The organism is Stieleria sp. (genome assembly GCF_041595215.1).
Taxonomy (GTDB): domain Bacteria; phylum Planctomycetota; class Planctomycetia; order Pirellulales; family Pirellulaceae; genus Stieleria; species Stieleria magnilauensis.
Genome location: NZ_JBFHKV010000282.1, coordinates 1 through 8,594, shown reverse-complemented (window position 1 = coordinate 8,594; position 8,594 = coordinate 1). Strand labels below are relative to the sequence as shown.

Here is an 8,594-nt window from a genome sequence, read left to right as displayed (position 1 = left end):
GCGGTCACAATCCCGAATTCCTGAAGCGTGCCCGTGGGACCGAACAGGTCATTGTCGAGGACGTCGAGTGTATTGGGCAGCACGCTCTGCACGATACGGTTGCCGACCGAGTCGAAACCATCGACGAAGGCATCGTCGATTGCACTGGCAAAGTTGTCACTGGCCGGGAAGATCGTCAGTTCGGTACGACCGAGACGTTGTTGAGCCGGCGTCAACGCCACGTCTTCGCCGACCAGGATCGTTTCGGCGACCGGGCTGTCAGCGGGATCGGCGGCGAACAGCGCGACCCCCGGGGAAATCCCGGTCATGGTCAGCGTGAACAATTCGGCCGGATCGGTGTGCTGAATCAGATTGCCGTCGCCGGGAATCGGCTGGACCGCACCGACATCGTTGATCAAACCGGGCACGATGGCGTCTCCCAGTTTGAAACCACCGCCTTGGAAATTTTCACCGAAGGTGATGTCAAATCCGAATGAATCGGTGCTGATCGTGTCGTTGGTCGAAACCAGCTCGTCGGTGTAGAGCAGATCCAAGAACGCCGAGGCCACGCCTTCGGGGCTGAAGTTCGGATTGTTCAGCTCTTCGACGAACACGCGGACGTAGAACGGTTGTCCGACTTGGACGCTGGAGATCGGTTTGTTATTGACGACGTCGAAGATTCCGATCGTGAAGTCGACCAAGTCATCGTTGAGTGCACCCGGTTGCGAATTGACGGTGACCTGAGCCGTACTGATCGATCCGTTGGCATCTTCAATGCTGTAGGTGAACTGTTCAGTTCCGGCGAATCCGGGTTGCGGTGTGTACCGAATCGTCTGGCCGCCGCCTTCCAACGTCACTTGGCCGCCCTGGTCACCCGCCGTCACGCTGGTGATTGAGATGCCGCCGAAGATACTCGGCACATCGTTGTCCAAAACGTTCAATGCCCGGTTGGCCGAACCCTGGGGAATGTCAAACGTATCATCCACCGCGATCGGCACGTTGGATCGGAAGTTGACGTTGACGACCACCGAGGCGGTGTACTGCGTGCCGGTCTGGTCGACCACCACGTATTGGAACACGTCACGTCCGGTGAAACCGTTGGGCGGCGTGTATGAGATCGCACGCCCGTTTTCGATGATCGAAACGACTCCGCGTGTCCCCACCGTACCGGTGGTGTTGGTCGAGATGATTCTCAGTTGGGTGACGCTGGTTTCGAAATCGTTGGCCAGCACATCCAGCCGGTTCGAAAGCGAGTTTCGCGAGACGGTGAAGTTGTCGTCGTTGGCGACAGCCGCCTGCTGCAGGATGTCGAACTGGTAATCCTCCACTTCACCCGAATCGGCTTCCCCGCCGACACCCAGACCGGCGGTCGGACTATAGCGGAATCGAGCAAAGGTCGATCCGACCACCGCGTCGGTGGGCACGTTCACGGTCAGAGTCGAAGTACCGGCGGCAAGTTGAAGGTCCTTGAACACCTGCTCCGAAGCGTCGAAGACACCGTTGGCGTTGAAGTCGATCCAGCCTTGCAGGAAGGCCGCGCTGCCGGTGGTATTACGCGTCGTGACGGACAAGCTCGCTGTGCCACCCGGTCCCAACGGCGACAACAGCAGCACGCCGTCTTCATCGTCGATGTTGTTCAGATCGTCGCCGAGTGCGGACGTGGTCGGGATGCCATCGGTCTCGCGATCGACCAATGCACCAAGCCCCAAGGCCGTGCTGATGCCGTGGCTGGGGCCATTGGCAGCGACGGTCGTTTGATACGTATCTGGGGCATCACCGTAGTCGCGTGACGGCAGGTTCCCGAAGTTGTAATTGTCCGTCAATCCAATCCCATTGAAATTGACAACATGCTCGCCGCCGGACGGGAAGGTTTGCACGAAACCTGGTCCAACAACTTCCCGAATCGTATAAGTGCCTGGGCCGGGGAAATTGATGGAATAGCGACCATTGGCATCGGTGATGGCGGACGGTTCACCGATGTCCGGGCTGTCGTCACCGTCCAAGTCCAGGTAGATGTAGACCCCTTCGATCCCAGACTCGGTGGAGTCAAAGACTCCGTTGCCGTTGGTGTCGGCGAACTTGGTCCCGGTGATATCGGAAATCACCTTGGTGAATCCGAAATCGATGCCGCTGTCACCGCCGGAAGCGAACCGCGTGGTCGGCAGGCTGGCGGCAAATTGCGGCGGTGTCACCGCCAGCACGTTGTAGGTCGTGCCCGCCGCAACATTTAAGGAATACAAGCCGTTGCCATCGGACACGGCCACGGGCTCGGTCGGATCGATAAAGCCGTTCTGAATGATATCGGCAAACACGGTGACGCCGGGCAGTCCCGGGTCGCCGGTCCCGCGTCCGTCGCGGTTGAGGTCGTTGAAGACGCGTCCGGTGATGCCGGTCCCCACGGTGCCGGTCGAAAGGCTGTAGGCCAACGCATTGGCCGTGTCTTGGAACCCAAACAAGCCTTCGTTGAGATCAAAACGATCGATCGAGAAATTTGGGATGGTGTCGTCGATCGTGCCAAAAATCCCGTCAAAGCCGACGCCCATTCCAAACTCATCGCGGCGAGGGCCGACGCCGTCGATGATCGAGCCGACGGCGTTGGTTCCATCGGTGTGACGCAGACCGAACGTGTGCCCGGCCTCGTGAGAAACCGTCCACGCCATCGAACGTGCCACGGCATCCAACACGCTCTTGTTGTTCGCGATCGGAAACTGTGTCGCAGCGGCAAGGAAGAAGTCGATCGGCAGGATCGAGTTCTCGCTCATGTCAAAGTTGCCGATGTCCAGCGACTGGGCGATGCCCAAAATGCCGTCGATCCCCGCATCCGCGATCGTGCCGCCGATGAACAGACGCGTCACCAATGGATCGTCCAGCGCCGGCTCGGGGTACAGCCCCAACGCGGCGTCGCGGCTGTTGAGAATCCGGATTCCGAAGTCACCCGGATTGCCGGTGCTGTTGTAGTCGCCGTTTTGTCCGTCGGTGATGACGGAATAGAAGTCGCTGTGAACCAGATTGACCGTCTTGTCGATCAACTCGTTGTATACCGCCTCAGAAGTGTCTTGCAGCCCCAGTGCGGCCAGGTTCTCGCGAAGTGAGGAGAATCGAATGATCCCGAACGGATTGGTGCTGCCCGGGAACAGGGTGCTCGGATAGAACCCGCCTTCGAAATCCAGGTAGATGGTTTGCTGGGCACCGATCGGCAAGCTCTCCGAGATCGGTCGATAGACACGCAGCCCCACGGTGTAGTTGACCGAGGTGGTCGATGGCGCAACGAGCAAATAATAGGTACCGTCATGGGGCACGACCTGGGCCCCCACCGCGTTGCCGGACGTCATCAGCGGAGACGGATCGGGGTGGATCAACCCCTGATTGGAATCGGTCCCGAACCAGAACGCACCGTTGGTCGCCCGCGGATTGTACGTCGTGCCGAACTGCGATGGACCGTACAGGACCGTCAGGTTCGCCCCCGCACCGACCACGGCGATGTCCAGAATGTCACCCGCTCGCAGGTTGAACGCGTAGGTGTCGAGGTCCGCGTTGACGTTCCCCTGCCCACTGATCGTCACCGGCAGGCTGCCGTTGATGTCGATCGTGTCCTCCTCACCAGGCCCCGTCCCCAACGGAAGGAACTGGGCGCTGAATCGCGAATCGTTCACGCCCTGCTGGTTGGCCGTTTCCGCCTCGTTGACCACAAACGCCGGCACGGTTCCGATGTTCCGCGGATTCGACGGTGCAAACAAATCCGTGTCGATCGGAGCGTTGCTGCTGCCCGCACTGCTGACGGCGGCGAGCAGTTTCCGGCTCTCTAACCCCTCCATCAACAATCGCCGACGCTGTCGGCGCTGACCCCCACGGCTTCGTCGCGTCTTTCTTTGTTTCCGCGAAGAATCGACGTTCATGTCGCTCATCTCGTTGTTAGAAGCGTTGGGACTAAGAATTTCCGATTCAGTTCGTTGGATCATCGAGGGTCTCTACCAAACGTGCCGGCCTCTAGGGCCTTGACGAAAAGCGGCGGTGTCGCGGGTCGGTCGTACAAGTTGCGGGTTCTGCAGAGTGTAATTCTGAGACGCCCGGCTATCCATTTAATTCCATTTTCTCATCGATCGCGGCCGTAACTGTTCGCATGGATTGCCGTAGCGCGGGAATTCGCTCGTTCGTATGCATCGGACGAACGCTGCCCCAAGCGTTACTAATCACCAAGGGCTCGCCCAACCAGGAAGATGGGAAAAATGCGAAGTATGAGGCGATTGGATAAGGAATGGCTGCGATTCTAGTTGGGCCGATAACCGTGTCAACGAATCGTGGCTCTCTGACGCCGCTTGTTTGGGAAGAGTTCCGACCAAAACCGGTATTATCGGTCAAAATCGGTCCCGAAATCGACCTTCGGCGGATTCTAAGCCCGTCAAAATCGGGCGTTTCCGCACAGAAATCGGCCCGTCAGGCGGACTTCCTTGGGGGAATCGCAGGTTGCCTGGCGAGAAAGCGCACGCACGAGGCCGTGGCCACCGCTTGGATATCGGGCAATACCGCTAAGTGAAGCGTCGTTTGCTCGGGTCGGGTCGGATCGGGCCCCGTAGCCTCGCGCCAAACGGCTGATCATCAATCGATATCAGCCGGTTCGCGCCAGCGTCCGGGCGCCCATCAATATCGATTTAGCGGTCTTGCCCCAGTGACAAGATCTGATCCTGAGTGACCGCCCAGCGCTAAGCCGCTTGGGCTGCCGCGGGGGCGGGGACTGACCGCTTCACACCGGACAGCTCATAAGCACCGAACATCACACCGGCAAACAGCAGGTCGCCGGCAGCGGTGTAACCATAAAACGGAATCGCGTTGGTAAAACACGCCACCAACCCTTCCACGCTGGCGGGATACCAAGGCCCCAGCCAAACCCCTAGGTTGCTGACGACAAAGAACACCGTGGAGGCGGCGAATGCCCCGATCGGAAGTCTCCGCCAATTCACACCGCTGGCGTCCGCGTGGGATCGGACAAGTCGCCCCAGTGGAACCGACAACGTGACCCCGACGTAGGTCGCTGCCATCACCATCGGGTTGTAGAATCCCATGCCGGGAATCCCCATCAAATGGGAAACCGCATCGCTGATCAACAGGGCTGCGGCCGGGACCAGATAGGTCTTGCGTCCGGCGAAATAACAACCCGCGAACAACCCAAGTGCCCCCAGACAGGCGAAGTTGGGCGGGTGCGGCAGAAAACGAGTCGCGGCGATGGCGAGGGTCAGCAAGTAGATCATTTTTTACCGATCGGTAGGAGAGACTTGACTCCCACCGTTTTAGCGACTTGCCAACCATTTCGAAAGTCCCAACCGCCGTGGACGCGGCCAACGATTTTTTTCGTCGCTACTGCAAAATGGCGGTCGCCACGCCGACCGCAGTTGCCTGCGAAACGACAGCCTTACGTTGATACGGCGGCCGCTGTTTGAGCGCGGGAACACAGGACCCGGCGCGGTAGTAACCCAGGCTGTACTGGCACTCCGACGGCGGTGCGATCGCGGTCAGGTAGGGCAGCGAGACGGCCTGGGCCAAGAACCGTCCACCGCTCACAAACGGCTGAAGGCAGGGGTAACGCTGGTGGCCGTGGCGTTCCAACATCCGGTCCTCAAAGTAGAGCGGGTGGAAAAACGTATTGGGGGCGGCCCAGTGGCGGGCGGTCCATTGCCATGGCAATCCGCGATCGATTCCAGACTCGGGCAACGGGATCAGCGGAACGGTTTCTCCTTGACGAAACCCGAGTGGAACTTCGCCGTTGCCAATTTCCGTCGTGTCGGTCGTCAGGGCCGCGATCGGCGGCAGCACCAGCTTGCCATCGGCCAGTTGCGTTTGGCGATCCGAGAACAGGGAACGATTGGCATCCTCAGCGACAGGCACGGTGGCGTCGTTGGTGCGTGGCGCGGCGTCGGCTTGCGCCGCCGTGTCCGCCGCAGCGTCAACGGCTTCGCCGGCCTGGCCATCGCCCTGGACCAATGCCGCAAACGTCAGCGGTGTCTCAGCCAAGTACGACGGCAAGTCACTCTGCACCGGGTCCGCTGCGAACACCGAGGTCGCGGGGGCGACCGTGGCAAGCGCAAGGCACGCCGTGATCTTCGCCATTTGCACTAACTTGCTCGTTTGATTCCAAAACATCGTTTTTCTCGCATGCTCCGTTTGGACGGACAATCAGATTCATTCCCATTATCTGGTTCGACCGATCGGATTCGAAACGAGAACAAACACGCCAGAATGCGGACGACAAGCACAACACGCAGCATGCGTTTGATCGCGACATTGGGTGCGACGGGTCGAGATCATCCAATCGTCAAGGTTTCCCAGACGATGCGTGCCAGCGAACTGAGTATCCCGGAGGGATCACAGCGAGTAGCCGGAGGTAAGCGCAGCGACACCTCCGGGAAGCAGGTGCCAAAATCCCCTCGACCCCGGCGGGGTCGCAGCGAATCAAGCTGCTGGCGGCGTCGCAGTCCGCCTTTCTAAATGAGATTGATGGGACGCTTGTGCGCGTTGCAGCAGACCGGGCCCGAGGGCTCTGGCGTGATTTGCTTCCACACCCTCCGGGGTCGCGTCAGGCGAGGGAACGGATGTCCGGAGGTATCGCTTCGCTCACCTCCGGCTACTGGCTTTGACCCCGTCGGGGTCATGGCAGCGATCGCAAGCAGCCCGAGGGCCCGCACCATGCCGCACACAAACCACGGAAGCTGTTAGCCGAATGGCTAACAGCTAGCGTTTCTTGTCCTTCGCAGACTTCGACTTCTCCGTCGCCTCTTCGAACTGCAGCGCCGCACTGTTGAGGCAATATCGCTTGCCCGTTTTGTCTTTGGGGCCGTCGTTGAACACATGCCCCAAGTGGGCTTCGCAACGGCTGCAATGCACCTCTTGGCGAGGATAGATGAGCCGAAAATCGACCTTCATCCCGATGCGTTCCTTGCTGATCGGATCGTAAAAGCTCGGCCAGCCGGTGCCCGACTTGAACTTGGTCTCACTGGTGAAAAGCGCCTGACCGCACACGATACAGCGGTAGAGCCCTTCTTTCTTGTTGTCCCAATACTTGTTTCGGAACGCCGTTTCAGTCTCTTCGTTTTGAGTGACTTTGAATTGAATCGGACTGAGTAATTTTTGGAGCTCGGCGACGGTTTTGGGAGTGTAAGGCGGGTCCACGATTTCGTCCGCGTCGCTCTCTGACTCGATCGTCGCCGACGCGTCCGCGTTCACCTCCACCGCTGCTGCCGCATCGGCCCCGGATGCTCCGGTGGCGGCATCCTGACTGCCGGCCGGCCGCAGCCCGATCGAGACCAGGACCGCTGCGAAGATGAAGGCGAATACCCGCTTGGCATCGACGTGATGGATGGAATGATTCATGGTGGCTCCAACTATTCAGTCAAATCTTTCGCTATCATCAATCGAGCATCCACGCCCTGGCCGAACCGGACGAGGCGTATTCGATGGCGGTTGAAGTGGTCCATCAAAATGGGCCCAACGGCGCGGGGCCGCTCGGCCTTCGCAGACCCCACTATGGTTGATTGTATGCAGGTCGTCCAGCTAAACAACGTTTCTCTCCGTTATGACAGCAACAAGGTCCTGGATGAAATCAGCGTTTCGGTCCAGGAAGGTGAATATGTCGTGATTTTGGGGGCCAGTGGATGTGGGAAGACGTCCTTGTTGAGAATGATCGCCGGGCTGATTTCCCCGACATCGGGAACCATTTTTTTGACGGGCCGCGATGTGACCTGCGTGGCGCCCCGACATCGCGACGTCGCCCTGGTGCCCCAGCAAGCCGGCGTGTACCCCCATTGGCCGATCGGCCGCTCAATCGGAATGGGGGTCCGCGGCCGCCTCTCTCGCCCCGAACGCGAGCAACGGATTCGGGAAGCGGCAAAAATGGTGGAACTGGAATCGCTGCTGGATCGTCTGCCGGAGCAACTCAGCGGCGGGCAATTGCGCCGCGCGGCGGTCGCCAAAGCGATCGCCAGCCGGGCATCGGTGAGATTGCTGGATGAACCCCTGTCGGCGATCGATGCCAATTTGCGGTATCAGATCGAAAAGGACCTTTCGCGGCTGCACCAGCAATCGCCGGGCGTCACCATTCACGTCACCCACGACGGCGGCGAGGCGATGCGTCTGGCCAGCCGTGTTGCGGTGATCGAAAACGGCAAGATCGCGCAGTTCGATACGCCCGAAGAATTACGAACTCGCCCCGCCACCCCCGGTGTCGCTTCGGCCCTCGGTCGATCGGCCCTGATCACCGTGCCTGTCACCCGTATCGACGGAGCCTGGGCGTCGGAGGACGGCCGGAAAGTGGCTGGCCCCGACGCACCGACCGGTTCAACGTCGGTGCTGGGTTATTACGAAGAAGACCTCAAGCCGCTCGAGTCGGGTCAGGCCCTGGAATCATTCGACCGCTGGATCGACCATCAACGAAACGCGACCGTCAATCACGATCGCATCGTTTGGTTCCTGGAGTGATTTTCACCTCAGCACGTGGCGTTACGGCCTGTTGATTTAATCCGATCGCACGTGGGATTAGCCGTTTCGCGCAAGCGTACGGGCATTCATTATGTCGATTACTCACCGGCGCCCGTAGGCTCGCGCCAAACGGCTGATTAAATCAACAG

5 protein-coding genes are annotated in these 8,594 nt (G+C 59.7%); 1 reads left to right on the top strand and 4 read right to left on the bottom strand.

Annotated features, from left to right (window positions below; translation table 11 throughout):
- The 4 genes from ABX749_RS12855 to msrB all read right to left on the bottom strand — a co-directional run.
- The coding region (locus ABX749_RS12855; protein WP_372896339.1) for an Ig-like domain-containing protein at window positions 1-3,794 on the bottom strand (3,794 nt) is incomplete at its 3' end.
- Between the two features lie 885 nt (window positions 3,795-4,679).
- Complete coding sequence (locus ABX749_RS12850) at window positions 4,680-5,225, bottom strand: DUF6580 family putative transport protein (RefSeq protein WP_372896338.1); 546 nt, start codon at window positions 5,223-5,225, stop codon at window positions 4,680-4,682.
- 106 nt (window positions 5,226-5,331) lie between these two features.
- A complete protein-coding gene (locus ABX749_RS12845; protein WP_372896337.1) occupies window positions 5,332-6,081 on the bottom strand; it encodes a hypothetical protein in 750 nt (249 codons plus the stop codon).
- A gap of 621 nt (window positions 6,082-6,702) precedes the next feature.
- Window positions 6,703-7,341 (bottom strand): peptide-methionine (R)-S-oxide reductase MsrB, encoded by a 639-nt coding sequence (gene msrB / locus ABX749_RS12840; protein WP_372896336.1) that lies wholly within the window; start codon window positions 7,339-7,341, stop codon window positions 6,703-6,705.
- 165 nt (window positions 7,342-7,506) lie between these two features.
- Between msrB and ABX749_RS12835 the strand changes: the two genes are divergently transcribed.
- Complete coding sequence (locus tag ABX749_RS12835) at window positions 7,507-8,445, top strand: ABC transporter ATP-binding protein (protein ID WP_372896335.1); 939 nt, start codon at window positions 7,507-7,509, stop codon at window positions 8,443-8,445.
- The last annotated feature ends 149 nt before the right edge of the window (window positions 8,446-8,594 follow it).